This is a genomic window from Pseudomonas sp. GW823-FHT03E05 (assembly GCF_058796855.1).
On sequence record NZ_JBXAJB010000002.1, the window covers coordinates 763,209 to 789,504 of the forward strand.

At 62.1% G+C, this 26,296-nt stretch carries 26 protein-coding genes; 10 read left to right on the forward strand and 16 right to left on the reverse strand.

Annotated features, from left to right (window positions below):
- Nucleotides 1–21: 21 nt before the first annotated feature.
- From era to lptF, 6 genes are all read right to left on the reverse strand, one after another.
- Nucleotides 22–924 carry a GTPase Era gene (era, locus tag AC1RCO_RS11230; protein ID WP_019094760.1) on the reverse strand — a complete coding sequence of 301 codons (903 nt, stop codon included), beginning with the start codon at nt 922–924 and terminating at the stop codon, nt 22–24.
- Nucleotides 917–1,606, reverse strand: coding sequence for a ribonuclease III (gene rnc / locus AC1RCO_RS11235; RefSeq protein ID WP_011059421.1), 690 nt, complete (start codon nt 1,604–1,606; stop codon nt 917–919). The genes era and rnc overlap by 8 nt, the downstream gene beginning before the upstream one ends.
- Nucleotides 1,607–1,822: 216 nt before the next feature.
- Nucleotides 1,823–2,677: a signal peptidase I gene (gene lepB, locus AC1RCO_RS11240; protein WP_011059420.1), complete on the reverse strand. Its 855-nt coding sequence runs from the start codon at nt 2,675–2,677 to the stop codon at nt 1,823–1,825.
- A gap of 5 nt (nt 2,678–2,682) precedes the next feature.
- Nucleotides 2,683–4,482 carry a translation elongation factor 4 gene (gene lepA / locus AC1RCO_RS11245; protein WP_011059419.1) on the reverse strand — a complete coding sequence of 600 codons (1,800 nt, stop codon included), beginning with the start codon at nt 4,480–4,482 and terminating at the stop codon, nt 2,683–2,685.
- Nucleotides 4,483–4,650: 168 nt separating this feature from the next.
- Nucleotides 4,651–5,712 (reverse strand): LPS export ABC transporter permease LptG, encoded by a 1,062-nt coding sequence (lptG, locus tag AC1RCO_RS11250; RefSeq protein WP_065364578.1) that lies wholly within the window; start codon nt 5,710–5,712, stop codon nt 4,651–4,653.
- Entirely contained in the window at nt 5,705–6,823 is a 1,119-nt protein-coding gene (gene lptF / locus AC1RCO_RS11255) for an LPS export ABC transporter permease LptF (protein WP_065364579.1), read from the reverse strand. The genes lptG and lptF overlap by 8 nt, the downstream gene beginning before the upstream one ends.
- 306 nt (nt 6,824–7,129) lie before the next feature.
- On the opposite strand from lptF, the gene AC1RCO_RS11260 reads away from it, so the two are divergent.
- The 5 genes from AC1RCO_RS11260 (at nt 7,130) to rlmF (ending at nt 13,801) form a co-directional block, all read left to right on the forward strand.
- Nucleotides 7,130–8,620, forward strand: a complete 1,491-nt coding sequence (locus AC1RCO_RS11260) for a leucyl aminopeptidase (protein ID WP_492617702.1) — start codon at nt 7,130–7,132, stop codon at nt 8,618–8,620.
- 60 nt (nt 8,621–8,680) lie between these two features.
- A complete protein-coding gene (locus tag AC1RCO_RS11265; protein ID WP_015634262.1) occupies nt 8,681–9,109 on the forward strand; it encodes a DNA polymerase III subunit chi in 429 nt (142 codons plus the stop codon).
- 7 nt (nt 9,110–9,116) lie between these two features.
- The gene (locus tag AC1RCO_RS11270) at nt 9,117–9,605 is read left to right on the forward strand and encodes a hypothetical protein (RefSeq protein ID WP_053156481.1); all 489 of its coding nucleotides are present in this window, start codon (nt 9,117–9,119) and stop codon (nt 9,603–9,605) included.
- A gap of 119 nt (nt 9,606–9,724) precedes the next feature.
- Nucleotides 9,725–12,571 (forward strand): valine--tRNA ligase, encoded by a 2,847-nt coding sequence (locus AC1RCO_RS11275; protein ID WP_492617703.1) that lies wholly within the window; start codon nt 9,725–9,727, stop codon nt 12,569–12,571.
- Between the two features lie 204 nt (nt 12,572–12,775).
- Entirely contained in the window at nt 12,776–13,801 is a 1,026-nt protein-coding gene (rlmF, locus tag AC1RCO_RS11280) for a 23S rRNA (adenine(1618)-N(6))-methyltransferase RlmF (protein WP_401402618.1), read from the forward strand.
- Between the two features lie 94 nt (nt 13,802–13,895).
- Here rlmF and AC1RCO_RS11285 read toward each other — a convergent pair whose 3' ends face one another.
- Entirely contained in the window at nt 13,896–14,177 is a 282-nt protein-coding gene (locus AC1RCO_RS11285; RefSeq protein WP_003440137.1) for an HU family DNA-binding protein, read from the reverse strand.
- A gap of 394 nt (nt 14,178–14,571) precedes the next feature.
- On the opposite strand from AC1RCO_RS11285, the gene yejK reads away from it, so the two are divergent.
- Both yejK and AC1RCO_RS11295 read left to right on the forward strand, forming a co-directional pair.
- Nucleotides 14,572–15,576, forward strand: a complete 1,005-nt coding sequence (yejK, locus tag AC1RCO_RS11290; RefSeq protein WP_015634258.1) for a nucleoid-associated protein YejK — start codon at nt 14,572–14,574, stop codon at nt 15,574–15,576.
- Entirely contained in the window at nt 15,576–15,929 is a 354-nt protein-coding gene (locus AC1RCO_RS11295) for a glutaredoxin family protein (protein WP_011059410.1), read from the forward strand. The genes yejK and AC1RCO_RS11295 overlap by 1 nt, the downstream gene beginning before the upstream one ends.
- Before the next feature lie 79 nt (nt 15,930–16,008).
- On the opposite strand, the gene AC1RCO_RS11300 is transcribed toward AC1RCO_RS11295, so the two are convergent.
- From AC1RCO_RS11300 to AC1RCO_RS11320, 5 genes are all read right to left on the reverse strand, one after another.
- Nucleotides 16,009–16,944 (reverse strand): glutathione S-transferase family protein, encoded by a 936-nt coding sequence (locus AC1RCO_RS11300; RefSeq protein WP_015634257.1) that lies wholly within the window; start codon nt 16,942–16,944, stop codon nt 16,009–16,011.
- Between the two features lie 87 nt (nt 16,945–17,031).
- On the reverse strand, nt 17,032–17,352 hold the full coding sequence (locus AC1RCO_RS11305) for a GIY-YIG nuclease family protein (protein ID WP_011059408.1): 321 nt from the start codon (nt 17,350–17,352) through the stop codon (nt 17,032–17,034).
- A 54-nt stretch (nt 17,353–17,406) separates the two neighbouring features.
- On the reverse strand, nt 17,407–17,877 hold the full coding sequence (locus AC1RCO_RS11310) for a nuclear transport factor 2 family protein (protein ID WP_011059407.1): 471 nt from the start codon (nt 17,875–17,877) through the stop codon (nt 17,407–17,409).
- A gap of 99 nt (nt 17,878–17,976) precedes the next feature.
- Nucleotides 17,977–19,269 (reverse strand): CynX/NimT family MFS transporter, encoded by a 1,293-nt coding sequence (locus AC1RCO_RS11315; RefSeq protein ID WP_019096059.1) that lies wholly within the window; start codon nt 19,267–19,269, stop codon nt 17,977–17,979.
- Between the two features lie 13 nt (nt 19,270–19,282).
- Nucleotides 19,283–19,942, reverse strand: coding sequence for a FadR/GntR family transcriptional regulator (locus AC1RCO_RS11320; RefSeq protein ID WP_220223738.1), 660 nt, complete (start codon nt 19,940–19,942; stop codon nt 19,283–19,285).
- 165 nt (nt 19,943–20,107) lie between these two features.
- Here AC1RCO_RS11320 and AC1RCO_RS11325 point away from each other — a divergent pair, with 165 nt between their 5' ends.
- Complete coding sequence (locus tag AC1RCO_RS11325) at nt 20,108–20,419, forward strand: type II toxin-antitoxin system MqsR family toxin (protein ID WP_077933388.1); 312 nt, start codon at nt 20,108–20,110, stop codon at nt 20,417–20,419.
- Nucleotides 20,416–20,898 carry a type II toxin-antitoxin system MqsA family antitoxin gene (locus AC1RCO_RS11330; RefSeq protein ID WP_492617704.1) on the forward strand — a complete coding sequence of 161 codons (483 nt, stop codon included), beginning with the start codon at nt 20,416–20,418 and terminating at the stop codon, nt 20,896–20,898. The genes AC1RCO_RS11325 and AC1RCO_RS11330 overlap by 4 nt, the downstream gene beginning before the upstream one ends.
- Nucleotides 20,899–20,963: 65 nt before the next feature.
- Here the strand turns inward: AC1RCO_RS11330 and AC1RCO_RS11335 are convergent, their stop codons facing one another.
- The 4 genes from AC1RCO_RS11335 to AC1RCO_RS11350 form a co-directional block, all read right to left on the reverse strand.
- A complete protein-coding gene (locus AC1RCO_RS11335) occupies nt 20,964–21,728 on the reverse strand; it encodes an amino acid ABC transporter ATP-binding protein (protein WP_011059402.1) in 765 nt (254 codons plus the stop codon).
- 10 nt (nt 21,729–21,738) lie between these two features.
- Nucleotides 21,739–22,836 (reverse strand): amino acid ABC transporter permease, encoded by a 1,098-nt coding sequence (locus AC1RCO_RS11340; RefSeq protein WP_492617705.1) that lies wholly within the window; start codon nt 22,834–22,836, stop codon nt 21,739–21,741.
- Between the two features lie 10 nt (nt 22,837–22,846).
- Nucleotides 22,847–24,028, reverse strand: a complete 1,182-nt coding sequence (locus AC1RCO_RS11345; protein WP_492617706.1) for an amino acid ABC transporter permease — start codon at nt 24,026–24,028, stop codon at nt 22,847–22,849.
- A 65-nt stretch (nt 24,029–24,093) separates the two neighbouring features.
- The gene (locus AC1RCO_RS11350) at nt 24,094–25,122 is read right to left on the reverse strand and encodes an amino acid ABC transporter substrate-binding protein (protein WP_011059399.1); all 1,029 of its coding nucleotides are present in this window, start codon (nt 25,120–25,122) and stop codon (nt 24,094–24,096) included.
- Between the two features lie 476 nt (nt 25,123–25,598).
- Between AC1RCO_RS11350 and AC1RCO_RS11355 the strand changes: the two genes are divergently transcribed.
- Nucleotides 25,599–26,255 (forward strand): alpha/beta hydrolase, encoded by a 657-nt coding sequence (locus tag AC1RCO_RS11355; RefSeq protein ID WP_011059398.1) that lies wholly within the window; start codon nt 25,599–25,601, stop codon nt 26,253–26,255.
- Nucleotides 26,256–26,296: the final 41 nt, after the last annotated feature.

The window sequence follows — 26,296 nt, forward strand, 5'->3', positions numbered from 1 at the left end:
CCGGCTTGCCGGCTAAGTGCATCAGAGGTCGCCGTAGCCCAGCGAGCGCAGGGCGCGTTCGTCGTCGGACCAGCCGCCCTTGACCTTGACCCAGAGGTTGAGCATGACCTTGGAATCGAACAGCAGCTCCATGTCCTTGCGCGCCTCCATGCCGATGCGCTTGATCCGCTCACCCTTGTCGCCAATGATGATTTTCTTCTGGCCGTCGCGCTCGACGAGGATCAAGGCATGGATATGCAGGGTCTTGCCCTGCTGCTTGAACTCTTCGATTTCCACGGTGATCTGGTAGGGCAGCTCGGCACCGAGCTGGCGCATGATCTTTTCCCGCACCAGTTCGGCGGCGAGGAAGCGGCTGCTGCGGTCGGTGATCTGGTCTTCCGGGAAGAAGTGGTCGTTCTCCGGCAGGTGCTTGGCGATCAGGCCTTCCAGGGCTTCGAGGTTGTGGCCCTGCTGGGCGGAGACCGGCACGATCTCGGCGTTCGGCAGTTGCTCCTGCAGCCAGGTCAGGTGCGGCATCAGCTCGGCCTTGTCCTCGATGCGATCGGTCTTGTTGATCGCCAGGATTACCGGGCCCTGCACGTACTGCACACGCTCCAGTACCAGTTGGTCTTCGTCGGTCCACTTGGTGCGATCGACCACGAAGATCACCACGTCGACGTCTTTCAACGCCGCCGAAGCGGTCTTGTTCATGTAGCGGTTCAGCGCCTTCTCGTTGCTTTTGTGCATACCGGGGGTATCGACGTAGATCGCCTGGATGGCGCCTTCGGTCTTGATCCCGAGCATGTTGTGACGAGTGGTCTGGGGCTTGCGCGAGGTGATCGCCAGCTTCTGGCCGAGGATGTGGTTGAGCAGCGTCGACTTGCCCACGTTGGGGCGGCCGACGATGGCGACATAGCCACAGCGTGTTGCAGTTGAATCAGTCATGGCCATTCTCCACGCCCAGGGCAATCAGTGCTGCGGCGGCCGCTACCTGTTCGGCAATACGGCGGCTCACACCCTGACCTCGGCTTTTTTCATTCAATAAGGTGACTTCACATTCAACGAAGAATGTCCGGCAATGCGGTTCGCCCTGGATATCCACCACTTCGTAACGTGGCAATTCGCAGGCGCGGGACTGGAGGAATTCCTGCAGCCGGGTCTTGGGGTCCTTGTTGGTGTCCACCAGGGTCAGGCTCTCGAACTCCGAGGCCAGCCAGGACAGCACGCGGTCACGGGCAGTCTCCATGCCGGCGTCCAGGTAGATCGCACCAATCAGGGCCTCCAGGGCATCGGCAAGGATCGACTCACGACGGAAACCGCCGCTCTTCAATTCGCCGGAGCCCAGGCGCAGGTACTCGCCCAGGTCGAAACCACGGGCCAGCACCGCCAGTGTTTCACCTTTCACCAGACGCGCGCGCAAACGCGACAGCTGGCCTTCGCGGGCCTGGGGAAAGCGCTCGAACAGCGCCTCGCCGGCAACGAAGTTGAGAATGGCGTCACCGAGAAACTCCAGGCGTTCGTTGTTGCGCCCGGCAAAGCTGCGGTGAGTGAGGGCCAGCAGCATCAGCTCCTGGTCCTTGAAGGAATAACCGAGCTGACGCTCGAGACGGCTCAAAGAAACGCTCACGGTTTACCCACGCTGGTTTCGTTGCCGAAACTCGCCATCCCAGGGGCCGCGCACGAGGTGCGGGTGGCAATTAACGCTGTGTTCAAATTTACATCCTGAATATCGTTGACTGCATGCATCTGGCGATAAGGCTGTTACGGGTCGCCCAAGGGCAAGGCCGTTTTATACAAGAGCCAGAAAAGCATTCGGCGCTGTGTTCAACAGCGCCGCGTGTGATTACTTGATCAGGCCAACCCGCGAGAAATTCGGCAGGTGGCTGAGTTTCGGTTCGGGCCAGCTCATCCATACTGCGAAGGCCTTGCCGACGATATTCTTGTCGGGAACCATGCCCAGCAGGTCCTTGGGAATACTTGGATCGTCCCAATAGCGACTATCGTTAGAGTTGTCGCGGTTGTCGCCCATCATGAAGTAGTGCCCGGCCGGAACCACCCAGCGACCGTCCGGGGTTGCCCGGTAACGGCTCATTTCCTTGCGGATCAAGTGCTCGGCGGCGCCCAGTTTTTCCTTGTACAGCTCGGCGCTGCCCAAGGTGCCGGGTTCAGCCCCCACCAGTTGCTCCGCCACCGGCTGACCGTTGACGAACAGGTGCTTGTCGCTGGTGTAGCGCACTTCATCACCCGGCAGGCCGACCACACGCTTGATGTAGTTGACGTTCGGATCGCTTGGGTAGCGGAACACCATCACATCGCCGCGCTGCGGATCACCGACTTCGATGACCTTCTTGTCGATCACCGGCAAGCGGATCCCGTAGGAAAACTTGTTCACCAGGATGAAGTCGCCCACATCCAGGGTCGGCTTCATCGAGCCCGATGGAATCTGGAACGGCTCCACCAGGAACGAACGCAGCACCAGGACGATGAACAGCACCGGAAAGAACGACTTGCCGTATTCAACCAGCAGCGGCTCTTTGCTCAGCTTCTCGACCACCACCCCGTCCGGCTGGCTGACGCTGCCCTGATAGTTGGCAATGGCGGCACGCCGGCGCGGTGCCAGGAACACCAGGTCGAGCAACGCCAAGAGACCGCAAACGAAGACAGCGATGACCAGCAACAGCGGGAAATTTAGTGACATAGGACCTAACTATCCAACCTGAGCACGGCAAGGAAGGCTTCTTGTGGAATTTCCACGTTGCCCACTTGCTTCATGCGTTTCTTACCGGCCTTTTGCTTTTCCAACAGCTTGCGCTTACGGCTAACGTCGCCGCCGTAGCATTTGGCCAGTACGTTCTTTCTGAGTGCCTTGACGGTTGTCCGCGCCACAATCTGCCCGCCAATGGCGGCCTGGATTGCCACGTCAAACATCTGCCGAGGAATCAGTTCTTTCATCTTTTCGGTCAGCGCACGCCCTTTGTAGTGGGCGTTGTCACGGTGCACGATCAACGCCAGGGCGTCGACCTTCTCACCGTTGATCAGCACATCCAGTTTCACCAGATTAGCCGACTGGTAACGATCGAAATGGTAATCCAGCGAAGCATAGCCGCGGCTGGTGGATTTCAGGCGGTCGAAGAAGTCCAGGACCACTTCGTTCATCGGCAGGTCGTAGGTCACCTGGACCTGGCTGCCGAGGAACAGCATGTCGTGCTGTACGCCGCGCTTCTCGATGCACAGGGTTATGACGTTGCCCAGGTGCTCTTGCGGCACAAGAATATTGGCCCGCACGATCGGCTCGCGCATGTCTTCGATCGCCGACAGATCCGGAAGCTTGGACGGGTTGTCGACGTAGATCGTTTCACCGTTCTTCAGTTGCAGCTCGAAGATTACCGTCGGTGCGGTGGTGATCAGGTCCAGGTCGTACTCGCGCTCCAGGCGCTCCTGGATGATCTCCATGTGCAGCATGCCGAGGAACCCGCAGCGGAAGCCGAAGCCCAGGGCGTCGGAGCTTTCCGGGGTGTACTGCAGGGAAGAGTCGTTCAGGGTGAGCTTCTGCAGGGCTTCGCGGAAATCCTCGAAGTCGTCGGAGCTGACCGGGAACAGGCCGGCGTAGACCTGGGGCTGGATGCGCTTGAAACCCGGCAGCACTTCAACGTCCGGGGTCGAGCTCAGGGTCAGGGTGTCACCCACGGGCGCGCCGTGAATGTCCTTGATGCCCGCGATGATGAAGCCCACTTCACCGGCCTTGAGGTCGGTGGTGGCGGTGTGTTTCGGGTTGAATACACCAACGCTGTCCACCAGGTGGATCTTGCCGGTGGATTTCACCAGGATCTTGTCGCCCTTCTTCACCCGGCCATGACGTACACGTACCAGGGACACGACGCCCAGGTAGTTGTCGAACCAGGAGTCGATGATCAGGGCTTGCAGCGGGTCTTCGATGTTGCCGGTCGGTGCCGGAATGGTGGTCACCAGGCGCTCGAGCACCTCGTCCACGCCCAGGCCGGTCTTGGCGCTGCAGGTCACGGCGTCGGTGGCATCGATACCGATGATCTTCTCGATCTCTTCCTTGACCCGCTCCGGATCGGCCTGTGGCAGGTCGATCTTGTTCAGCACCGGCATCACTTCCAGGCCTTGCTCGATGGCGGTGTAGCAGTTGGCAACCGACTGGGCTTCGACGCCCTGGCCGGCGTCCACCACCAGCAATGCACCTTCACAGGCCGCCAGGGAACGGCTGACTTCGTAGGTGAAGTCCACGTGGCCCGGGGTGTCAATGAAGTTCAGCTGGTAGGTAATGCCGTCGCGGGCCTTGTAATAGAGGGTGACGCTGTGGGCCTTGATGGTGATCCCGCGCTCACGCTCAAGGTCCATGGAGTCCAGAACCTGGGCTTCCATTTCGCGCTCGGCCAGGCCGCCGCACATCTGGATGAAGCGATCGGCCAGAGTCGACTTGCCATGGTCAATGTGGGCGATGATGGAGAAATTGCGGATATGACTCAAATCACTCACGGATGAACACTCAAAAAGGCTGCAGGCATGGCCCGCCGAAAAATAGCCGGGAATTGTACCTGATACTCGGCACAAGCGTCACGCTCGCCTGTCAGCGTTTGTCAAATGCAAAAACGCCCCGATCCAAGGACCGGGGCGTTACGTCAAGACCCTGGCAAAGCCGCGGAATCAGCCGGCCCGGCGCAACAGCCAGACGCCCGCCACCGCGCAGATACCCGCAGGCACCAGCACCGCGAACAGCGGCGAAAAGCCAAATACCAGGCTCGAAGGGCCCAGCAGATCCTGGGCGATGCGGAAGGTGAAACCCACCAGTACGCCGGTGAATACCCGCTGACCCAGGGTCACCGAACGCAGCGGACCGAAAATGAAGGAAATGGCCATCAATACCAGCGCCGCCGTCACCAGCGGCTGCAGGACCTTGACCCAGAACGCCAGCCAGTAGCGACCGTTGTTCAGGCCCTGGTCGGCCAGGTAGTGGATGTAGCCCCACAGGCCGCTGATGGACAGGGATTCCGGCGCCATCACCACAGTGCTCAGCAGTTGCGGGCTCAAGGCCACATCCCAACGTTCGCCGGGCACGCTGATGACTTCGGTATGACCGTCGCGGAAGTAGGTGGTGGTGACATCCGTCAGCTGCCAGTAGTCCTCGTGGAAACGGGCCTGGCGGGCAAAGCTCGACGACAGCATGTGGCGCTGGTCATCGAAGTGGTAGCGGGTCACGCCATAGAGCAGGCCATTGGGCTGCACTGCGTTGATATGGATGAATTCATCGCCCTGGCGGTGCCACAGGCCGTGCTTGGAACTCTGGGCATCGCCGGAACCCTGGGCCAGGGCCCGACTGGCCTGGGCCTGGGTCTCGGTGGCCGGCGCTACGTATTCGCCCACCAGCACGCCCACCAGCATCAGCACCAGCATGGGTTTCATGACCGCCCAGACAATACGGCCCACCGATACACCGGCCGCGCGCATGATGGTCAACTCGCTGTTACTGGCCAGGCTGCCAAGGCCGATCAGGCAGCCGATCAGGGCTGCCATGGGCAGCATTTCATAGACCCGACGCGGCGCAGTGAGAGCCACGTAGCTCATTACATCCACCACGGTATACGTTTCGTTGACAGCCCCCATCTCATCGATGAAGGCAAACAGCGAGGCCAGCCCGAGGATGATCCCCAGGACCGCCAGGATAGCCATGAACACACTGCTACCGATGTAGCGATCGAGCTTAACCACGAGCCATCTCCTTCACGCTGCGACGACTCGCCATTTTCAAGCGCATCGGCTCCCAATACATGAGGCCGAGGCCGATCAACAGAAACAGTAGGTGCACCCACCACAGCCCCAGGGCCGGGGAAATCTTGCCCTTCTCCAGTGCACCGCGCACGGCGATCAGGATGGTCAGGTAGGCCATGTACAGCAGGATCGCCGGGATCAGCTTGAGGAAGCGACCCTGGCGCGGGTTGACCCGGGACAACGGCACCGCCATCAAGGTCACGATAAACACCAGCAATGGCAGGGACAGGCGCCATTGCAGCTCGGCACGTGCCCGCAGGTCATCCTTGCCGATCAGTTGGGAGGTCGGCATGGCGTCGCGATCGGTGACTTCGTCGCTGACGTCCGGACGTTCCAGCAAAACACCGTAGGTGTCGTACTTGATCACCCGGTAGTTGGCCTCGCCCGGGTTGCCGTCATAGCGATAGCCGTTTTCCAGGATCAGGTAGCGATTGCCGTCGGGGCGAATGTCCTGATGGCCCTTCTCGGCCACCAGCACCGAAATGCCCTCGTCCTTTTTCTGCTGGCCCAGGCGTTTCTCGGAAATGAACACGCCGCCCAGGTTGGCCCGGTCTTCGGACAACTGCTCGGTGTAGGTGACCCGGGTACCGTCGTTGAGCGCCTGGAAGCGCCCGGCCACCAGCGTGTCGAACTCGGTCAGGGCATCCTGCTTGTTCAGCAAAAGCTGGAACTGGTTGGCACCCTGGGGCGCCAGGCTCAGGCTCAGCCAGGCCACCAGCAGGGCCACCAGGGCCGCCGGGATCATGGTCATGCCCAACAGGCGCTGCTGGCTCATGCCGGTGGCCGACAGCACGGTCATCTCGCTTTCGAGATAGAGCCGGCCGTAAGCCAGGAGAATGCCGAGGAACAGCCCCAGGGGCAGGATCAGTTGCAAGAAGCCCGGCAGGCGAAAACCCATGATCAGGAACAGCGAGCCCGGATCCAGGGCCCCCGAGGCGGCTTGCGCGAGGAACTTGACGAAGCGCCCGCTCATGATGATGACCAGCAATACCGCGCTCACGGCACTCAGGGTCAGCAGGATTTCGCGGGACAGATAACGAAAGACGATCAAACCAGACACTCCAGGGTTGTCAGGCTAAGGCGGCCGAACAAGCAAACGTATCGAGCCGGCCCCAGACGCAGGGCCGCCGAAAAAAGATGGCGCATTATCCTGTGATTGCGCGCGCCTGTCACGGAGGATGCTCACCCAGCGCTCTAATGCGCCGAAACTGGCCCATGCGAGGGTTGTCAGCCGCGACCGGCGAGGTTCAAACTGGCGGCTTTGTCGTCGGCAGCATGCGGCGTCTTCTTCTATATAGATAAGCTCGGCGCAGGACAGCCTCCTGCGCTCTTTGACCATTTATTCAGGGACCCAGACATGGAACTGGTTGTAAAAAGCGTTAGCCCGGAAACGTTGAAGACCGCCACCCTGGTGGTCGCCGTCGGCGAAGGCCGCAAACTCGGCAGCGTTGCCAAGCAACTCGACGAACTCAGCGGCGGCGCCATCAGCGCCGTACTCAAGCGCGGCGACCTGGCCGGCAAGGTCGGCCAGAGCCTGCTGCTGCACGGCGTGGCCAAGCTCAAGGCCGAGCGGGTGCTGCTGGTAGGCACCGGCAAGGACGGCGAACTGGGCGACCGCCCGTTCCGCAAGATCATCAGCGGCGTGCTCACCACCCTCAAGGGCCTGGGCGGCAGCGACGCCGTGCTGGCGCTGGATGAAGTCGTGGTCAAGGGCCGCGACAGCTACGGCAAGACCCGCCTGCTGGCGGAAACCCTGGTGGACGGTGGTTATGTCTTCGACCGCTACAAGAGCCAGAAGGCAGAGCCCCGCGCCCTGAAGAAAATCACCCTGCTGACCATCAAGGCCGCCGAAGCCGAAGTCCAGCGCGGCGTGACCCATGCCCAAGCCATTGCCAACGGCATGGCCTTTACCCGCGACCTGGGCAACCTGCCGCCGAACGTCTGCCATCCGACCTTCCTCGGCGAACAGGCCAAGGCCCTGGGCAAGGAGTTCAAGGGCCTGAAGGTCGAGGTCCTCGACGAGAAGAAGATCAAGGAACTGGGCATGGGCTCGTTCTATGCCGTGGGCCAGGGCAGCGACCAGCCGCCACGCCTGATCGTCATGCAGTACAACGGCGGCAAGAAGTCCGAGAAGCCGTTCGCCCTGGTGGGCAAGGGCATCACTTTCGACACCGGCGGCATCAGCCTCAAGCCGGGCGCCGGCATGGATGAAATGAAGTACGACATGGGCGGCGCCGCCAGCGTATTCGGCACCCTGCGCGCCGTGCTGGAGCTGAAGCTGCCGATCAACCTGGTGTGCATCCTGGCCTGCGCCGAGAACATGCCCAGCGGTGGCGCCGCGCGCCCTGGCGACATCGTCACCACCATGAGCGGGCAGACCGTGGAGATCCTCAACACCGACGCCGAAGGCCGCCTGGTGCTGTGCGATGCCCTGACCTACTCCGAGCGCTTCAAGCCACAGGCCGTGATCGATATTGCCACCCTCACCGGTGCCTGCGTGGTCGCCCTGGGCGCCCATACTTCGGGCCTGCTGGGCAACAACGACGAACTGATCGACCAACTGCTCAGCGCCGGCCAGCAAGCCGACGACCGCGCCTGGCAACTGCCGTTGTTCGACGAGTACCAGGAGCAACTGGACAGCCCGTTCGCCGACATCGCCAACATCGGCGGGCCGAAGGCCGGCACCATCACCGCCGCCTGCTTCCTCTCGCGCTTCACCAAGAACCTCAACTGGGCGCACCTGGACATCGCCGGCACTGCCTGGACCAGCGGTGGCAAGGACAAGGGCGCCACTGGCCGTCCGGTCCCCCTGCTGACCCAATACCTGCTGGACCGCGCCAAAGCCTGAAAACCATGACCGCAGGGGGCGCCGCATGAAGGCGGCGCCCTCCTCGGCTCAGGAAGCCCAATGACCAAAGTCGACTTCTATATTCTTCCCAGCGCGGACCCTGCGGCGCGCCTGGATTTTGCCTGCAAGCTCACCGACAAGGCCTGGCGCATGGGCCACCGCATCTACCTGCATTGCAGCGATGCAGAGCAACGGGACGAGCTCGATGCCCGCCTGTGGCGCTTCAAGGGCGAAACCTTCGTCCCCCACGGCCCGGCGGAAAGCGAACCCGAAAGCCTGATCGTCCTCGGCCTCGGCCAGGACCCCGGCCCCCACAATGACCTGCTGGTGAACCTGGACCTGAAAGTGCCGGCCTTCGCCCCGCGTTTTGCCCGGATTGCCGAGGTGGTGGTGGAAGACCCCGCTATTCGTCAGGCGGCCCGCGAGAGTTTCCGTTTCTATCGCGAACAGGGCTATCCTCTGCAAGATCACCGTTTACAGCGACTCTGAGCACCCGATGGACACTCCCAATCCGCTGCAAAAGCCCGCGCACCTGCTGGATGACCTCGAGTCGATCCGTAAACTGCTCGGCGATGAAAACCTGCAACCGCCACTGCTGACCGAGACCGTCAGCAGCGAAGTACAGATTCCCCTGCTGTTCGACATGGTGGGCAACCAGCAGCCGGCCGCTGCCCAAGCCGCTCCTGCCGCACCCGCCAAGGCGCAACCCGCGCCAGCCCCGGCGCAAGTGGCCACCCCCGCGCCGGCTCAAGCGGCAACACCCGCTCCAGCACCTGCAGCGGCGGCCCCCGTCGCCAAGCCTGCCACCGCCAGCAACAACGCCGATGCCTTGCTGCACCTGGACAGCGAACTGCGCGCTGCCGCACAACTGATCATGCAGGACGTGATCGACGACTTCGCGCCGCATATCGAAACCGAGATCAAGCGTCGCCTCGACGCCCGCCTGGAACGCCTGCTCGCAGCGACCACCAGCGGCAAACCATAAGCCACACGCAAAAGCCGGGCCGGTCCATCTTGTCGCTTGCCGCTGGTGGCTTGCTGCCGCCCCCCTCCGCTATACTTCCCGGCTTTTCCTGAATAAATGCCAATAGGGTCCCGCCGCGCATGGATAAGACCTACCAGCCGCACGCCATTGAAACTTCCTGGTACCAGACCTGGGAGTCCGAGAACTACTTCGCCCCGCAAGGCGCGGGCGACTCCTACACCATCATGATCCCGCCGCCGAACGTCACCGGCAGCCTGCACATGGGCCACGGCTTCAACAACGCGATCATGGACGCCCTGATCCGTTTCCGCCGCATGCAGGGTCGCAACACCCTGTGGCAGCCGGGCACCGACCACGCCGGTATCGCCACGCAAATGCTGGTGGAGCGCCAGATCGAAGCCCAGGGCCAGAATCGCCATGACCTGGGCCGGGAAAAATTCCTCGAGAAAGTCTGGGAATGGAAGGATCAGTCCGGGGGCAACATCAGCCGCCAGATCCGCCGCCTGGGCTCCTCCGTGGACTGGAGCCGCGAGCGCTTCACCATGGACGACGGCCTCTCGGAAGCGGTGAAGGAAGCCTTCGTGCGCCTGCACGAAGACGGCCTGATCTACCGCGGCAAGCGCCTGGTGAACTGGGATACCAAGCTGCACACGGCGATTTCCGACCTCGAAGTGGAAAACCACGACGAGAAGGGTTTCCTGTGGAACCTCAAGTACCCGCTGGCCGACGGCGCCAAGACAGCCGAAGGCAACGACTACCTGATCGTCGCCACCACCCGTCCGGAAACCATGCTCGGTGACTCCGCCGTCGCGGTGAACCCTGAAGACGAGCGCTACAAGGCCCTGATCGGCAAATTCGTCGAGCTGCCCCTGGTGGGCCGCCGCATCCCGATCATCGCCGACGATTACTGCGACCCCGAATTCGGCACCGGCTGCGTGAAGATCACCCCGGCCCACGACTTCAACGACTATGAAGTCGGCAAGCGCCACAACCTGCCGCTGCTCAACATCTTCGACAAGAACGCCGCCGTACTGCCGGCCTGCCAGGTATTCAACCTGGACGGCAGCCTGAACGACAACATCGACGGCAAGATCCCGGCCGAGTACGTGGGCCTGGACCGCTTCGAAGCACGCAAGCAGATCGTGGCCGCGTTCGACGCCGCCGGCCTGCTGGTGAGCGTCGACGATCACGCGCTGAAAGTGCCGAAGGGCGACCGTTCCGGCACCGTCATCGAGCCGTGGCTGACCGACCAGTGGTATGTCTCCACCAAGCCGCTGGCAGAACCTGCCATCGCCGCCGTGGAAGACGGCCGCATCGCCTTCGTGCCCAAGCAGTACGAGAACATGTATTTCTCCTGGATGCGTGACATCCAGGACTGGTGCATCAGCCGCCAGCTGTGGTGGGGCCACCGCATTCCGGCCTGGTACGACGAGTCGGGCAAGGTCTATGTCGGCCGCGACGAAGCGGAAGTACGGGCCAAGCACAACCTCGGCCCGGACGTTGCCCTGCAGCAGGACAACGACGTGCTCGACACCTGGTTCAGTTCGGGGCTGTGGACCTTCTCCACCCTGGGCTGGCCGGAGCAGACCGACTTCCTCAAGACCTTCCACCCCACCGACGTGCTGGTCACCGGCTTCGACATCATTTTCTTCTGGGTCGCCCGGATGATCATGCTCACCATGCACCTGGTGAAGAACGAAGACGGCACGCCGCAGGTTCCGTTCAAGACCGTGTACGTGCACGGCCTGGTCCGCGACGGCCAGGGCCAGAAGATGTCCAAGTCCAAGGGCAACGTCCTCGACCCGCTGGACATCATCGACGGTATTGACCTGGAAACCCTGGTGCAGAAGCGCACCACCGGCCTGATGCAGCCCAAACTGCAGAAAGCCATCGAGAAGCAGACCCGCGCCGAATTCGCCGACGGCATCGCCAGCTACGGCACCGACGCCCTGCGTTTCACCTTCTGCTCCCTGGCCACCACTGGTCGCGACATCAAGTTCGACATGGGCCGCGTCGAGGGTTACCGCAACTTCTGCAACAAGATCTGGAACGCCGCGCGCTACGTGCTGGACAAGGGCGAGGACTGCGGCCAGAACGGCGAAGCTTACGAGCTGTCCCTGGCGGACCGCTGGATCATCTCGCAGCTGCAGCGCACTGAAGCCGAAGTCACCCGCCAACTCGACCAGTTCCGTTTCGACCTGGCCGCCCAGGCCCTGTACGAGTTCATCTGGAACCAGTACTGCGACTGGTACCTGGAGCTGTCCAAGCCGGTGCTGTGGGACGAGAACTCGCCGGTTGAGCGCCAGCGCGGCACCCGTCGCACCCTGGTACGGGTACTGGAAGTGGCGCTGCGCCTGGCGCATCCGTTCATGCCGTTCATCACCGAGGAAATCTGGCAGCGCCTGGCGCCGTTGGCAGGCAGCACCGGCAAGACCATCATGCTGCAACCTTGGCCGGTGGCTAACGAAACCCGCATCGACCAAGGCGCTGAAGACGACATCGAATGGCTCAAGGGCCTGATGCTCGGCACGCGCAACATTCGCGCGGAAATGAACATCGGCCCGGGCAAGCCCCTGGCGCTGTTCCTGAAGAATGTCAGCGCCGAAGACCAGCGTCGCCTGGCCGAGAACGAAGCCTTGCTGAAGAAGCTGGCCCGTCTCGAATCCATCACCGTACTGGCTGCCGGCGACGAAGCGCCGCTGTCCGCCACGGCGCTGGTGGGCGAGATGGAAGTGCTGGTGCCCATGGCCGGCCTGATCGACAAGGGCGCCGAACTGGCACGCCTGGACAAGGAAATCCAGCGCCTGCAAGGCGAAGTGCAACGCGTGGGCGGCAAGCTGTCCAACCCGTCCTTCGTCGACAAGGCCCCGGCCGAAGTGATCGAGAAGGAACGCGCCAAACTGGCCGAGGCCGAACAGGCCCTGGGCAAGCTGGCAGAGCAGCACGCACGGATCTCCAGCCTGTAACGGCGATTCGCGCAGTGTGAAAGAGGGAGGCCCGCAAAGGCCTCCCTTTTTTATTGGCGGCAGATCGCTTTCGCTGGCAAGCCAGCGAAAGCGTTACGCGGTGGTTTGCCAGGAGCCGGCTTGCCGGCGGCGAAGCCTCCCGCCCCAACGCCGCAAGATATGGGACAATGCCCGCCACTTTGAACCACCCCGAATCGATCCCCCATGACCGCCCCCAGCACACCCAAGCCTTCGCGCAAAAAGCCCAAGCCTGCCTCCCCAGCCAAGCCCGCCACGCCCCGGGAAAAGGCCAGCCTGCATCCGCGCAATCGTCACCAGGGGCGTTACGACTTCCCGCAACTGATCAAGAGCACACCGGAGTTGGGGCAGTTCGTGATCCTCAATCCCTATGGCAAGGAAAGCATCGATTTTGCCGACCCGGCCGCCGTGCGGGTATTCAACCGGGCCCTGCTCAAGGCCTTCTACGGCATCGCCCACTGGGATATTCCGGCGGACTTCCTCTGCCCGCCAGTGCCCGGTCGCGCTGACTATGTGCACTTCCTCGCCGATCTGCTGGCCAGCCACAACCAGGGTGAAATCCCTCGTGGCGCGGCCGTGCGCGTCCTGGATGTCGGGGTCGGCGCCAACTGCATCTACCCCCTGATCGGCTACAGCGACTACCGCTGGCAGTTCCTCGGCTCGGACATCGACAGCACCGCCCTGGCGGCGGCCAAGGCGATTGTCCAGGCCAACGGCTTGAACAAGGCCATCAGCCTGCGCCAGCAGGGCAATCCCAAGCAGATCCTCACCGGCCTGCTGGACAGCACCGAGCGTTTCGACCTGACGATGTGCAACCCGCCCTTCCATGCCTCCCTGGACGAAGCCACCCGCGGCAGCCAGCGTAAATGGCGGGCCCTGGGCAAGGCCGACCCCAAGCGCAAATTGCCGGTGCTGAATTTCGGCGGGCAGGCCCGGGAGCTCTGGTGCGAAGGCGGCGAGATCCGCTTTGTCAGCCAGTTGATCAGTGAAAGCGCCAGCGTCGGCCAACAGGTACTGTGGTTCAGCACCCTGGTGTCGAAGGCCTCTAACCTGCCGGCGATTGAAAGCGCGCTGAAAAAGGCCGGAGCCCTGGAAAGCCAGGTGGTGGAAATGTCCCAGGGGCAGAAACAGAGCCGCTTCGTCGCCTGGACCTTCAAGGACAAGTCACAGCAACAGGCCTGGAGCCAGGAACGCTGGATGAGGAAGAACTAGAGAGGCGGGGGATTCAAGGACGATTCACCTTGCGTGAATCGGTGTTACACAAACCGTGCCCGGAAAACTTCTGAGCACGGTTTCACTGCAAGTATTACTTGTTAACAGCGTCGGTCAGGCCTTTAGCCACAACCAGCTTGATAACTTTCTTGGCAGCGATTTCGATGGCAGCGCCAGTCGATGGGTTACGGCCAGTACGGGCAGGACGCTCGGTCACTTTCAGTTTGCCGATACCTGGCAGAGTGATTTCGCCGCCATTTTCCAATTGATCAGCAACGATCTGAGCCAGTTGGTCCAGGGCGTTACGCGCGGTGGTTTTCGGCGCGTCGATAGCTTCAGCGATATCAGCGATCAGTTGGTCTTTAGTAATAGCCATTGTGGTGTTCCTTCCCTATCAAATTCATTTGGATTGCAGAGTGCAGTGTCAGCCATCGAGCCAGATCTTGTGAATCTGGCACCCCGGTTACAACCACGACAGATCGGGGTTATAGATACCGAAATCAGGGTTTGGTTCGACCCGACAAATGCTGAATGCACGCTTAACGCTGAGACATCGCGTAAGACGGGGCAAAACTAGCACACAGACGGGGAAATATCCGCCTCTACCTAGCCATTTGGTCAGCTTTATTGCTCTAAATCGGTAAAAAAATGCATAAGCCTTACCGAGGAGCCGTTCATCACCCGGCAAACCGCGCCAAAACCAGCGGGTGCGGTACACTGGGCACTTTTTCGGGGAGCCCGCCCTCCCCCTTCAATCAGCCGAGAAGCCCATGCCGATCCGTCATTGCATCGTCCACCTGATCGACAAAAAACCCGACGGCAGCCCAGCAGTCCTGCACGCCCGCGATTCCGAACTGGCAGAGTCCGCGGCCATCGAGAACATGCTCGCCGACCTCAATGAAAGCTATAACGCCAAACAGGGCAAAGCCTGGGGCCTGTTCCACCCCGAGTCCGGTGCGTTCCCCTTCAGCGGCTGGCTGAAGGAGTACCTGGAAGGCGGCCAGGACTTCACCGCGTTCAGCCGGGTGGCGGTGGAGCATCTGCAGAAGCTGATGGAAGAGTCCAACCTGTCGGTGGGCGGCCACGTACTGTTCGCCCACTACCAGCAAGGCATGACCGACTACCTGGCGATCGCCCTGCTGCACCACAGTGAGGGCGTGGCGGTGACCGACCAGCTGGACGTGACGCCGTCCCGTCACCTGGACTTGGGCCAGCTGCATCTGGCGGCGCGGATCAACATCTCCGAATGGCAGAACAACAAGCAGTCCAAGCAGTACATCTCCTTTATCAAGGGTAAGAACGGCAAGAAGGTCTCGGAGTATTTCCGCGACTTCATCGGCTGCCAGGAAGGCGTCGACGGCCCGGGCGAGACCCGCACCCTGCTCAAGGCCTTCAGCGACTTCGTGGAAAGCGAGGACCTGCCGGAAGACTCGGCCCGGGAGAAGACCAAGACCCTGGTGGACTACGCCAGCAGCCAGGCCAAGCTCGGCGAACCCATGGGCCTGGAAGAACTCTCGGAACTGATCGACGAGGATCGCCCCAAGGCGTTCTACGATCACATCCGCAACAAGGACTACGGTCTGTCGCCGGAGATCCCGGCGGACAAGCGCACCCTGAACCAGTTCCGCCGCTTCACCGGTCGCGCCGAGGGCCTGTCCATCAGTTTCGAGGCCCATCTGCTGGGTTCGAAGATCGAGTACGACGAAGAAGCCGGGACCCTGATCATCAAGGGCCTGCCAACCCAGCTGACCGACCAGCTCAAGCGCCGTAACTGATGCTCCAGGGGGTATTGAAGAAGTTCCTGCTGATCCTGCTGGTGGTGGTGACCTACCAGCACTGGGGCAAGATCGAACGGCTGTTCAACCCTTCGGCAATGGTCAGCGAAGAGACTCGCGAGCATGCCCGGGTGGTGCTGTACGCCACCGATTGGTGCGGCTACTGCAAGGCCACCCGGCGCTTTCTCGATCAGAAGGGCATTCCCTTCCGGGAATTCGACATCGAGAAAGACGCCGCGGCACGCCAGGCCTACACCGCCCTGGGCGGTGCCGGGATTCCGATCCTGGACGTGAATGGCACCCTGATCCGCACCTACGACCCCGACGCAATCATGGCCGCGCTGAAGCCCTAGGAGCCGTTTCGCTTGCCGGCGAAGGGGGCGGCCGCTCTGGGAATGCCTTGGCAGGCAAGCCAGCTCCTGCAGATATGCATCACTGGGCCTGGATGCGAAAGCCCAGCCGTGGGAAGTGCACGTGGACCACTCCGGCACGTGGATCTTCACGGCGCAGGATCAGCTCTTCAGTGCCGGCGAACAGCAACTCGCCCGCCACCGGGTCGACACCGTAGTCAGTCGCGGCAATCACCACCTGCTGGCCCGCCTTGAAGCCGTTGGGGTCGACGAACTGTTCATCCGGCAGCGCCGCCGGGGTGGCACTGCGCGAGACCTCGAGGGCCTCTTCGGCGCTCATTTCGGTGAAGGAGCCATGCCCGAAACCCAGGACCCGCGCCAGCCAGCCAGCAACCGCCGGGTAGTCGTCCACCAGCGGCGCGGTCACCGGCGTGCCCTTGAGGAACCACAGCGGGTGAGCCAGGGCAATATCGGCAATCGACGGTTGGCCAAACAGGAAGTCCCCGGGCTCGCGCTGCAACTGCTGCTCCAGGCGCGCCATGAGGGTCGGCCACTGATGCTTGGCCACCTCCAGAGGCAGCCGGCTGGCGCTGCCGCCACTGAACAGCCCGGCACGGTCGGCCATGAAGGCCTTGACCGCTTCCGGCGGCAGCTTGCCGAAACGCACGGCTGCGGATTCAGGCTGGAATACCAGGGTCACCGCGTGCTGGAACACTACCGAATCGACCCAGGCGGCGAAGGCCGCACTGATCATTTCCTGGCCTTCGGGAAACAGCGCAGGCGAGGATTTTTCCTGCTCCAGGCGGCGCGCGATCAAGGCCGTGTCGCAATAGATATCCGCGCCGACCTGCAACACCGGGGTCTTGCGATAGCCACCGGTCAGGGCGGTCAGGTCGGGCTTGGGCATCACCGGGGAAATCTTCACCGAGCGCCAGGACAGCCCCTTGAAACCCAGCAGCAAGCGGGCTTTTTCCGCAAAGGGAGAGGTCGGGTAATGGTGGAGAATCAACTCTGACATGCTGGGGTCCGCCGGAAGAGGGAGAGCGCTGAGCTTAGCGCGCAATCCGTGGACGGCCTACAGATCCGGCTGATGAGAACCTATCAGTCAGATTGATGCCGCGGCGGTGGCCGAAGCCACCAGGCATTCCTTGGCACTCTTCCTGAGCTTCTTGATCAGCCGCTCCTGGCGCAAGGCTTCGCCCTTGTCCCGGCAAGCCTCGGTATAGACCAGCGCCACCGCCGGGCTGGAGAGAAAGAAACGCGCGCCCTTGCCGCTCTGGTGCTTGGCAAAGCGCTTCACCGGGTCGTCGCTGATACCGCAGTACAGGGCACCGTTGGCCGCCCGCACCAGATACACGAACCAGGGCTTGGCGTCAGTGGCAGGCTGCGCCGTTTCGGCACTGGAGGATGAAAGAGGGCTGGTCACAAAAGGTATCGAGGCCTGTGGATAACAAGCCGCGATCTTAGCAGAGGATGGCTTTCAGCGACCGCTCTGGAAGGCCTTGAGCCCCTTGCGCGCCTGGGCTCGAACAGCATTCTTGAGCAGCGGCGTCCAGCCCAGCAGCAGGCCCTTGGTGCCCAGGGCCTGGCGCGCCCAACGCCACATGTCGAACTGATCGTGATGCTCGCAGATCTTGCCGTCGCGAAACACGAACCGGGCCTGGATATCGTTGATCACCGTATTGCCGGTCTGGCTGAACAGGTAGGTGGCAACCCAGTGCGCGCCGCCGGAATTCGAGTCGGCACGCACCTGATCGAAAGTCAGGGAAAAGTCCTTGGCACGGGAGGTGAGCATGCGCCACATATCGCCGGCATCACGCCCGCGCAACTCGCCGAACGCCGGGTCACTGAACAGCACATCCTCGGTGTAGCAGGCGCTCATGGCCTCGGCATCCAGGCGCTGGAAAGCCTGATAGAACTCGGTGATCAGGGCGCGATGGGCATCACTCATGAACGGACTCCGAAAGGGCAAGGGGGATGCAGCACAATAATCCGCAACCCCGGCGAACACTATCGGCATTTACCGGGCAAATAGCGCAAGCAAGGCCCGTCAGATTCTCTCGCTCTGCACCTGCACATGCAGCGAACGACCGGCGCCCAGCCCGGCAATGATCGCACCGCAGCCCAACACCGCGAAAATCCAGCCCACAGCGTTCCAGCCCCCGGTCCAGTCGTGCACCAGGCCCACCGCAAACGGCCCCATGGAAGCCAGGGTGTAGCCGATGCCCTGGGCCATGCTCGACAGGTTGGCCGCCACATGGGGGTCCCGGGAGCGCAGCACGATCAGGGTCAGGGCCAGGCTGAAGGTGCCACCCTGCCCCAGGCCCAGCAGGACCGCCCAGCCCCACAGGCCCTCGATGGGCGCGTACAGGCAACCGAACAGGCCGCCCAGGGTCATCAGCATGACAATCACGATGGCCAGGCGCTGGTCCTTGCCCCGGGTCGCCAGCCAGGGCGCCGCCAGAGAACTGGCCAATTGCACGATCACCGAACCGGAGAGCACCAGCCCGGCCTGGGTCGGGGTCAGCCCACGGCCGATCAGGATCGACGGCAACCAGCCAAACACGATGTACGCCAGGGAGGATTGCAGGCCCATGTACAGGGTTACCTGCCAGGCCAGGCGGTCCCGCAACAGGCCGCGCACGCGAAAGGCCACATGGTGAGCACCGTGCTTGTGCCCCACCTGAGGCAACCAGAACAGGGCCGCCACCAGCGCCGGCACCACCCAGAAGCCCAGCCCCATGGCCCAACTGCCCCCGAAATGCTGGCTCAGAGGTACCGTGGCCCCCGCCGCCATCGCCGCGCCCAGGCACAGGGCCATGGTGTAGACCCCGGTCATGGTGCCCGCGTGCCGGGCGAAGTCACGCTTGACGATACCCGGCAGCAGCACCCCGATCACGCCGATGCTGGCGCCGGCCAGGATGCTCCCGGCAAACACTCCGACCTCACCGAAGGAACTGCGCAGCACAATGCCCAGGGCCAGGGTCATGAGGATGCCCAGCACCACCCGCTCGGCGCCGAAGCGCCGGGCCAGCAGCGGCGCCAAAGGCGCGAACAGCCCCAGGCACAGCACCGGCAAGGTAGTCAGCAGCCCGGCCTTGGCGGCCGATAGCCCCAGGTGCTGCGACACATCACTGAGCAGTGGCGCCATGCTCGACAGCGCCGGACGCAGGTTCAGCGCCACCAGGATCAGCCCCAGCAGCAACAGCCAGGGGCGCTGCAGAGGCGGTGGAGCCTGCTGCACCTCTTCATCATCAGCCTCGGCGTCGATCAGCAGCTCTTCGAGCTCGGCGGAACGCCGAGGCGAGGACGGGGTATTCGCAGGTACCGTTTGATTGGACATGGAGGTCTCGGACTCAGGATTCGTTGATCAGCTGGCGGGAAATGTTCTTGGCTCGTTCGGGGTCGCGTTGCTCGATGGCATCCAGCAGGTGCTGGTGCCGATCGAAGATTTCCTGACGCCTGGGGGTCACGGTCAGGGTCTGGCGCAACTGGGCGCCGACCACGCTGGAGAAATAGCGATACAGCTGGCTGAGGGTCGGGTTGTGGGCGGCGTCCACCAGGCGCTGGTGAAACACCAGGTCGCAGGCGATGTAGCTTTCCAGGTCGCCATGAAAGTGCCCGCCGCTGACGGCCAGCGCATCGCTCAGGGCGTGCAGGTCCTCGTCGGTGCGGCGCAGGGCGGCCAGGCCGACGGCCTCCACTTCCAGAATGTGGCGGGTTTCCCGGGCCTGCTCCAGGGAGCACTGGGACAGTGCCTGGAGCATGTCCAAGGGATCGGCCACCGCCCGCAGGTAACTGCCGTCACCCTGGCGGATCTCGATCAGCCCGGAAAACGCCAGTACCCGCAGGGCCTCGCGCACGGTGTTGCGGCTGATGCCCAGCTCACTGGCCAGTTCCGGTTCGGTGGGCAGGCGCTGGCCCACGACCCAGGCGCCATTGGTGATGCGCAGGCGCAGTTGCTCCAGGGCCTGGTCGACCAGGGAACGTTTGATCAGGGGGGATATTTCGCTCATTGAACTCACTCTTTCATCCAATCATCGGACGAATTGCCTGGCATGGTATTCAGACCTTTCCCAGAGTTCAACGTTTTAGGCTGGAGCAGGCACTTTCGCCATTTCAGCCAGGCCTTGACAAAAAACCCTATAAGGGTAATTTAAATCAAGCCTCAAGGGTGTCTCATGGAAAAGAAAACACCTCACTATGACCTGTCGCTGATCAAGGCACAGGTCGTTCGGCAAGGGGCGCAAGCCTTCACTCGAAGCGCGTTGCTCTGTGGCAAGGAACTCGGATTGTCCTTGGCGGCCATGCAACGAGTGATAGCCGGACTCCAGGGCAGCATGCTCTACAAATCGATGACCACCTATCACGATCACCGGGTGTGGCAGGACGTGTATTACACCGGCATCGATAACCGGACGCTCTACATCAAGATCACCCAGCGCCCCGGCATAGGGCCTCCAGTGATCTCCTTCAAGGAGGCACAAGCATGAAACGACAACAGTGCTACAGCTGCGGCGCTCCCACCGGCATGCTGGCGTTCGAGCAGCGCAGCGAGCTCATCGACTACCGGCACCTGCAGCGTCACCTCCATGGCCTGGCGGGTTGGGAATGCCAGGAATGCGATGAAATCGAATTCGACGCACCGAGCGCAGAACGTTACGCCGCCGCGGGCGACCAATTGCTGGAGGAGTACCGGCAGAGCGTCGCCGCCGACATGAAGCGCATCCGCCGCAAGCTGCACCTCTCGCAGAAGGAAGCGGTCAAACTGCTGTCGGGTGGCGGGCACAATGCCTTTTCCCGTTACGAGCGCGGCGAAGTCGGCGCGCCCCAGCCGCTGTACATGCTGATGCGCCTGCTGGATCGCCACCCGCAGTTGATGAAGGACGTACTGGAGCTCAGCGAACCGCAACTGGCGCCCTCAGCCTTGAGCGACCAACCCGAGCCACAGCTCGGCGCTGCCGGCCGTTGAACGCCGGGCAAAAATAAACCCGGAGCCAGTCCGGGTTTATCGTCAGCGCAGGCCCCGCTGCAGCATCAATGCAGGATCTGGCTCAGGAACAGCTTGGTACGGTCGTTCTGCGGGTTGTCGAAGAAGTCGTTGGGCGCCGCCTGCTCGACGATCTCGCCCTTGTCCATGAAGATCACCCGGTTGGCCACGGTGCGGGCAAAGCCCATTTCGTGGGTCACGCAGAGCATGGTCATGCCGTCTTCGGCCAGGCCGATCATGGTGTCCAGCACCTCCTTGACCATCTCCGGGTCGAGGGCCGAGGTGGGCTCGTCAAAGAGCATGATCTTGGGCTTCATGCACAACGCCCGGGCAATCGCCACCCGTTGCTGCTGGCCACCGGAGAGCTGGCCAGGGTACTTGTTGGCCTGCTCCGGAATGCGCACTCGCTCCAGGTAATGCATGGCGATTTCCTCGGCCTTGCGCTTGGGCATCTTGCGTACCCACATCGGCGCCAACGTGCAGTTCTGCAAAATGGTCAGGTGCGGGAACAGGTTGAAGTGCTGGAACACCATGCCCACTTCCCGGCGAATGGCCTCGATCTGCTTGAGGTCGTTGGTCAGTTCCACGCCGTCCACCACGATGCGCCCCTGCTGGTGTTCTTCCAGGCGGTTGAGGCAGCGGATGGTGGTGGATTTGCCCGACCCCGAAGGCCCGCACAGGACAATGCGCTCGCCTTGGCGGACGTTGAGGTTGATGTCCTTCAACACGTGGAACTGGCCGTACCACTTGTTCACACCCTGCATCTGAATAATGCCTTCAGGGCCCACAGGCTTTTTGCTCGCTTGACTCATGGAGATACTCCTAACGCTTGTGGCCTGTGTCCAACTTACGCTCCAGGTGCATGGAGTAGCGGGACATACCAAAACAGAAAATCCAGAACACCAGGGCCGCGAAGACATAGCCTTCGGTGGCCATGCCAAGCCATTTGGGGTCGGCGGCGGCTTGCTTGACGCTGTTGAGCAGGTCGAACAGGCCAATGATGATCACCAGGCTGGTGTCCTTGAACAGGGCGATGAAGGTGTTGACGATGCCGGGAATCACCAGCTTCAGGGCCTGCGGCAGAATCACCAGCCCCATGGCACGCCAGTAGCCCAGGCCCATGGCCGCAGCCGCTTCGTACTGGCCCTTGGGAATGGCCTGCAAGCCACCCCGCACCACCTCGGCCACATAGGCCGACTGGAACAGGATCACCCCGATCAGCGCACGCAACAGCTTGTCGAAGTTCATGCCTTCGGGCAGGAACAGCGGCAGCATCACCGAGGACATGAACAGCACGGTGATCAGCGGCACGCCGCGCCAGAACTCGATGAAGGTCACGCAGACCACGCGGATCGCCGGCAGGTTGGAGCGCCTTCCCAATGCCAGCAGGATTCCCAGCGGCAGTGCCCCGGCGATGCCCACGGTGGCAATCACCAGGGTCAGCATCAGGCCACCCCACTGGCTGGTGGCCACCGTGCTCAGGCCCAGGTAACCGCCGTGCAACAGGCTGTAGGCAATGATCGGGTAACCCACCAGGAAGCACAGCCCGTAGATCGCCTTGCGCGGGAAGCGCGAGATGAACAACGGTGCGGCACCGATCACCGCCAGCCACACGCTCAGGTCCACTCGCCAGCGCAGTTCCAGCGGGTAGTAGCCGTACATGAACTGGCCGAAGCGCTGCTGGATGAACACCCAGCAGGCGCCGCCCCTGGTGCAGTCGGCGCGAGAGGTACCGACCCAGTTGGCGTCGAGAATCGCCCAATGCAGCAGCGGCGGCACCACCAGGTAGATCAGGTAGAAGGCAAACAGGGTCAACAGGGTATTGAGCCAGTTGGAGAACATGTTGGCGCGCATCCACGCCAGCACGCCGATACTGCGGCTGGGCGGCGGCATATCGGGCTTGAAGGTATGAGTCGTCATGGGCGCTTCCTCACCGCTCGATCAGCGCAATGCGCTTGTTGTACCAGTTCATCAGCAGGGAAATGCTGATGCTGATCGCCAGGTATACGCTCATGGTGATGGCAATGACTTCAATGGCCTGGCCGGTCTGGTTGAGCACCGTGCCGGCGAACAGCGAAACCATTTCCGGGTAGCCGATACCGGCGGCCAGGGAAGAGTTCTTCGCCAGGTTCAGGTATTGGCTGGTCAGCGGCGGAATGATCACCCGCAGGGCCTGGGGAATGATCACCTTGCGCAGGGTCGGGCCGTTGCGCAGCCCCAGGGAGCGGGCCGCCTCGGTCTGGCCGTGGCTCACCGACTTGATCCCGGACCGCACGATCTCGGCGATGAACGCCGCGGTGTAGACAGTCAGGGCCAGGGTCAGGGCCAGCAACTCGGGAATCAGCACCCAGCCGCCGACGAAGTTGAACCCCGCCAGCTTCGGCATCTCCCAGTGCACCGGCGAGCCAAAGATCAGCGTGCACAACGCGGGAATCACCAACAGCAGGCCCAGGCCGCTCCAGAACTTGTGAAAAGGCACGCCGGTGGCCTCAAAGCGCCGATTGGCCCAGCGGCACATCAGCCCAATGGCGCCGATGGCCAGGACCAGGCTTGCGACAAACGCCCAGAAACCGGGGGCCATCTGCGCCGCCGGCATGTTCAGGCCGCGGCTGCTGACAAAGAACATATCGCCGAAGTTGTGGCTGTTGCGCGGCCCCGGCATGGTCAGGAATACCGCGAAGTACCAGAACAGGATCTGCAGCAGCGGCGGAATGTTGCGGAACACTTCCACATACACCGTCGCCAGCTTGCTGATGATCCAGTTCGGCGATAGCCGCGCCACACCGATGATGAACCCCAGCAGGGTCGCGAGGATCACCCCGATAAAGGTCACCAGCAGGGTGTTGAGCAGGCCGATGACGAACACCCGGGCATAACTGTCCGCTTCGGTGTAGGCAATCAGGTGTTGCGCGATGCCGAACCCGGCGCTGCGCTCGAGAAAGTCGAAACCCGAGGTGATCCCTCGGTGCTGGAGGTTGGTTTGCGTGTTGTCGAACAGAAACCAGCCCAGCGAAACCACCGCCACCAGGGTGATGATCTGGAACAGCCAGGCGCGCACACGGGGATCGCTGAGGCTGAGCCTCTGCTTGGGTGCGCCGATTGTATTTTGCATGAAGTGCCCCAGGAATAATGGAACAGAACATCACCCGGCGGTTGGCCCGCCGGGTGATAGAACCATCAGCGCACAGGTGGTGCGTATTGGATGCCGCCGTTGTTCCACAGCGCGTTCAGGCCGCGGTCGATGGCCAGTGGCGTGCTCTTGCCGAGGTTTTTCTCGAACACTTCACCGTAGTTACCTACTTGCTTGACGATCTGCACCACCCAGTCCTTCGGCAGTTTCAGGTCTTTGCCGTATTCACCGTCCGCGCCCAGCAGACGTGCAACATCAGGGTTCTTGGTGGATTTGGCTTCAGCCTCGACGTTCTTCGAGGTGACGCCCGCCTCTTCGGCGTTGAGCATGGCGAACAGGGTCCACTTGACGATGCTGAACCACTCTTCGTCGCCCTTGCGCACCACCGGACCCAGGGGCTCCTTGGAGATGGTTTCCGGCAGAACGACATAGTCGGTAGGGGTTGCCAGCTTGCTGCGCTGTGCGTAGAGCTGGGATTTGTCGGAGGTCAGTACGTCGCAACGCCCGGACTCCAGGGACTTGGCGCTTTCGTCAGAGGTATCGAAAGTGATCGGGGTGTATTTCAGACCATTGCCGCGGAAGTAGTCCGACACGTTCAGTTCGGTAGTAGTACCGGCTTGAATACAGATAGTCGCACCGTCCAGCTCTTTGGCGCTTTTTACGCCCAGTTTTTTGTTCACCAGGAAACCGATGCCGTCGTAATAGGTGACGCCGGCGAACACCAGGCCCATGCCCGCATCGCGGGAACTGGTCCAGGTGGTGTTGCGCGACAGCACGTCGATCTCGCCGGACTGCAGCGCAGTGAAGCGCTCCTTGGCGTTCAACTGGCTGAACTTGACCTTGGTCGCATCGCCGAACACCGCAGCCGCCACCGCGCGGCAAACGTCGGCATCGATGCCGAGGATCTTGCCGGTGGCATCCGGTACCGAGAAGCCCGGCAAACCGTCACTGACGCCGCATTGCACGAATCCTTTCTTCTGTACTGCATCGAGGGTCGCACCCGCCTGTGCGAAACCGCTCATACCCAGCACCGTTGCTGCCGTGACGGCAGCCAGGGTGGATTTCAACATCTTCATTCAAACCTCCAATTTTGCTCTTGTTGTGTCGGAGCTTGAGTCCTGCCGCACCCTCATGAGGCGCTGTTGACCCGTGTCGGCTTTTTTATGGGGTCAAGCGGCGTAAGACCTTAGCTATGAGTCTAGTAGGAGAAATCCACGTAATAGGGAGCCTACATCTCACCAATCGGCCAAACGGGCTGTAGCCCTTCGCAGTTCGCAAAGCCCGTAGCGGCCAGTGGCGAACCTTCATCAGAGGAGGCTGGCTATCCCATCGCCTGCGGTAGCCTGTTAGTGTTACCGCCGGCGGACAGGGCTTTCACCTGGACTCCTCTTTCTGAGCCATAGCAAAGCCCGTACCACAGTCCCGGCTAAAGCGTTTCAGCCAGTGGTCAACAGTAAAACGTTCAACCGTGCGACATCTTCTTCACCGATCAACCGGGCGCGCCCTTCACTCACGCACTCAATCAGCGCGCACGCACACAAATGGAGCAGCCATGACCGAGCCCTTGATTCTTCAGCCCAGCAAGCCCGCAGATGCCTGTGTGATCTGGCTTCACGGCCTGGGAGCGGACCGTTACGACTTCCTGCCGGTAGCCGAGATGCTGCAGGAAACCCTGCTGAGCACGCGCTTCGTATTGCCCCAGGCGCCGACCCGGGCAGTGACCATCAATGGCGGATATGCCATGCCCAGCTGGTACGACATTCTGGCCATGAACCCGGCCCGCGCCATAAGCCGTGAACAGCTCGAGGAATCGTCTGACGAGGTCATCAGACTGATCGAAGAACAACGCACCAGCGGAATAGACGCATCGCGAATTTTCCTCGCCGGTTTCTCCCAGGGTGGCGCCGTTGTACTGCACACCGCCTTCCTCAAATGGCAGGGTCCATTGGGTGGCGTACTTGCCCTGTCCACCTATGCCCCGACCTTCAGCGATGAACTGCAACTATCGGCCAGCCAACAGCGGATTCCGGTGCTTTGCCTGCACGGCCAGTACGACGAAGTGGTGCAGAACGCCATGGGCCGTACCGCTTATGAGTACCTGAAGCAGCATGGTGTCACCGTGACATGGCAGGAATACCCAATGGAACACGAGGTGTTACCAGAGGAAATCCGCGACATCGGCACCTGGCTGAGCGAGCGCTTGCGCTAGAAAATCCGCGCGCCGTGCCCCCGGCGAGCAACAGACTACGC

Excerpts from the sequence above, each read along its gene's own strand:
- era (WP_019094760.1), bottom strand. The coding sequence starts at position 924 with ATGACTGATTCAACTGCAACACGCTGTGGCTATGTCGCCATCGTCGGC.
- lepB (WP_011059420.1), bottom strand. The coding sequence starts at position 2,677 with ATGTCACTAAATTTCCCGCTGTTGCTGGTCATCGCTGTCTTCGTTTGC.
- AC1RCO_RS11260 (WP_492617702.1), top strand. The coding sequence starts at position 7,130 with ATGGAACTGGTTGTAAAAAGCGTTAGCCCGGAAACGTTGAAGACCGCC.
- AC1RCO_RS11265 (WP_015634262.1), top strand. The coding sequence starts at position 8,681 with ATGACCAAAGTCGACTTCTATATTCTTCCCAGCGCGGACCCTGCGGCG.
- AC1RCO_RS11270 (WP_053156481.1), top strand. The coding sequence starts at position 9,117 with ATGGACACTCCCAATCCGCTGCAAAAGCCCGCGCACCTGCTGGATGAC.
- AC1RCO_RS11275 (WP_492617703.1), top strand. The coding sequence starts at position 9,725 with ATGGATAAGACCTACCAGCCGCACGCCATTGAAACTTCCTGGTACCAG.
- rlmF (WP_401402618.1), top strand. The coding sequence starts at position 12,776 with ATGACCGCCCCCAGCACACCCAAGCCTTCGCGCAAAAAGCCCAAGCCT.
- AC1RCO_RS11285 (WP_003440137.1), bottom strand. The coding sequence starts at position 14,177 with ATGGCTATTACTAAAGACCAACTGATCGCTGATATCGCTGAAGCTATC.
- yejK (WP_015634258.1), top strand. The coding sequence starts at position 14,572 with ATGCCGATCCGTCATTGCATCGTCCACCTGATCGACAAAAAACCCGAC.
- AC1RCO_RS11295 (WP_011059410.1), top strand. The coding sequence starts at position 15,576 with ATGCTCCAGGGGGTATTGAAGAAGTTCCTGCTGATCCTGCTGGTGGTG.
- AC1RCO_RS11300 (WP_015634257.1), bottom strand. The coding sequence starts at position 16,944 with ATGTCAGAGTTGATTCTCCACCATTACCCGACCTCTCCCTTTGCGGAA.
- AC1RCO_RS11310 (WP_011059407.1), bottom strand. The coding sequence starts at position 17,877 with ATGAGTGATGCCCATCGCGCCCTGATCACCGAGTTCTATCAGGCTTTC.
- AC1RCO_RS11315 (WP_019096059.1), bottom strand. The coding sequence starts at position 19,269 with ATGTCCAATCAAACGGTACCTGCGAATACCCCGTCCTCGCCTCGGCGT.
- AC1RCO_RS11320 (WP_220223738.1), bottom strand. The coding sequence starts at position 19,942 with ATGAGCGAAATATCCCCCCTGATCAAACGTTCCCTGGTCGACCAGGCC.
- AC1RCO_RS11325 (WP_077933388.1), top strand. The coding sequence starts at position 20,108 with ATGGAAAAGAAAACACCTCACTATGACCTGTCGCTGATCAAGGCACAG.
- AC1RCO_RS11330 (WP_492617704.1), top strand. The coding sequence starts at position 20,416 with ATGAAACGACAACAGTGCTACAGCTGCGGCGCTCCCACCGGCATGCTG.
- AC1RCO_RS11335 (WP_011059402.1), bottom strand. The coding sequence starts at position 21,728 with ATGAGTCAAGCGAGCAAAAAGCCTGTGGGCCCTGAAGGCATTATTCAG.
- AC1RCO_RS11340 (WP_492617705.1), bottom strand. The coding sequence starts at position 22,836 with ATGACGACTCATACCTTCAAGCCCGATATGCCGCCGCCCAGCCGCAGT.
- AC1RCO_RS11345 (WP_492617706.1), bottom strand. The coding sequence starts at position 24,028 with ATGCAAAATACAATCGGCGCACCCAAGCAGAGGCTCAGCCTCAGCGAT.
- AC1RCO_RS11350 (WP_011059399.1), bottom strand. The coding sequence starts at position 25,122 with ATGAAGATGTTGAAATCCACCCTGGCTGCCGTCACGGCAGCAACGGTG.
- AC1RCO_RS11355 (WP_011059398.1), top strand. The coding sequence starts at position 25,599 with ATGACCGAGCCCTTGATTCTTCAGCCCAGCAAGCCCGCAGATGCCTGT.